Below are 1,900 nucleotides of genomic sequence, written 5' to 3'. Positions count from 1 at the left end.
AAATAGGGGTTTAACAAACTGCAGAATCCCAAGTCCTATGTATTGATTTAACAAAGTCCTGCAAGATTCTGCAAAAGGAAGTTTATATGAAAAAACTGCCCTAGCCTTTTATAAAAAAGCTAAGGGCAAGTCAAGCTTTTAGATTCTTAGCAGGTCTTAGAATCTATTAGAAGCTAAATGTATAGCGAACACCTGCATTGTAGTTGCGAGATGCACTAGCTTTTACGCTCCATGTGTCATCTTTGACATCAAACATTGTCGTTGCAATAAAAGGCACTCTTGCAAAAATTTCAACGCCGTGTTGTTTAGCAAATACACCACGCAAACCAGCATTAAGAGCTAAATCAAAGCCTGTTGTTGAAACTTTTTTACCAGAATCTTTAATTTGATCTTTAAATCCATCTACTGCTTTTCCACTCCAAGTGTTAGCACCAAGTCCAAGACCTAAGAATGCACCAAAGTCCATACCATCAGAGCTTACAAAGTTATAAAGTGCATCTACATTCACACCATAGTTAATGACATTTAATGCTACTTTTTCAGTATCCACTTTGATTTTAGAGCTATTGTAGTCAATATTTGCATAATAGCGAAGTCCAAAGCCATCAGTAAAGAATTGCTTATAACCAGCTACTAAGCCATAGTTTAAACCACTGCCATTAGCTGTGTCTTTTGTTGATACACCGTCGATTGACGCTTCAGCTTTAACACTGCTTCCACCAAAGCCTAAGCCCAAACCTACAAATACTCCGCTTTCTTCTGCTACAACTACGCTACTTGTAAGAGCCATAGCTGCAATAGAACTCACTAACAATCTTTTCATTGTTATTCTCCTTGTTGTAATTTTTGCTTGTTTTAAAAACATAGCGGAGAGATTGTAGCACCCCCCCCCCCCCCCCATTTGCCTTAAAACAAGGCAAATGATAAGAAAAAGTAAAATTGATGTAACAAAATGTAATAATCTTGTAAGGTTTGAAAAATAAATATTTTGTGTAAGGGTAAAGTATAAAAAGTAAGTTGTCTAAAAAATACTAAGAAAGATAGTGGGGAACTTAGAATCTATGGCGGGGTTTATAAGCCATAACGGGCGATTTTATGACGCAAGACTTCTATATTCATACCTAGCATATCACTTGCTTTTTGTAAATCATTGTGAGATTCTGTAAGTGTTTGGGCGATGAGCTGTTTTTCTAGCTCACTTATGCCTTGTTTTTGTGATGAATTACCACCAAGTGCCTGACTGCGAGATTCTAAACATAAATCCTTTGGGTTTATCTCATCATTTTCACTTAAAATCCCCGCTCGCTCCACGACTGAAAGCAACTCTCGCACATTGCCATACCACTCGTAACTAAGCAATGCGTCCTTCGCCTCTTTGGAAAATCGCTTCTGCCCTAAGCCATACTGCATACAGACAGATTCTAGCTTCCACTCACTGAGAGGTAAAATCTCTTCCTTTCTCTCTTTGAGTGGTGGGATAGATAAAGGAATGGTCTGCAAGCGGAAAAATAAATCCTCTCTAAACTCATTTTTTGCAATCTTAGCTTGAATGTTGGCATTTGTCGCAGAGATAAAACGCACATCAATTTTAATGGGCTTTGAACTGCCTAGTCGTGTAACGCTTTTTTCTTGCAAAACACGCAAAAGCTTTGCTTGAAGGCTCAAGGGCATTTCGCCGATTTCATCTAAAAACACACTTCCACCATTAGCATCTTCTAAAATGCCCGGTTTTGGGCTTGTGGCGTCTGTAAAAGCTCCTTTTTCATAGCCAAAAAGCTCAGATTCTAATAAATGCTCGGGGATTGCTGCCATATTAATGGCAATAAATGGTGCATTTGCACGGGAGGAATGTTTATGGATAAAGTTTGCAAACACATCTTTACCTACACCACTTTGCCCT

2 protein-coding genes are annotated in these 1,900 nt (G+C 38.5%); both read right to left on the bottom strand.

Annotated features, from left to right (window positions below):
- Window positions 1-166: 166 nt before the first annotated feature.
- Window positions 167-823: an outer membrane protein gene (locus HCCG_RS11305; protein WP_015453349.1), complete on the bottom strand. Its 657-nt coding sequence runs from the start codon at window positions 821-823 to the stop codon at window positions 167-169.
- 248 nt (window positions 824-1,071) lie between these two features.
- The coding region (locus tag HCCG_RS11300; protein ID WP_034548662.1) for a sigma-54 interaction domain-containing protein at window positions 1,072-1,900 on the bottom strand (829 nt) is incomplete at its 5' end.

The sequence above is a fragment of the Helicobacter cinaedi CCUG 18818 = ATCC BAA-847 genome (assembly GCF_000155475.1).
Lineage (GTDB): Bacteria > Campylobacterota > Campylobacteria > Campylobacterales > Helicobacteraceae > Helicobacter_C > Helicobacter_C cinaedi.
This window is presented reverse-complemented; position numbering and strand designations above follow the sequence as displayed.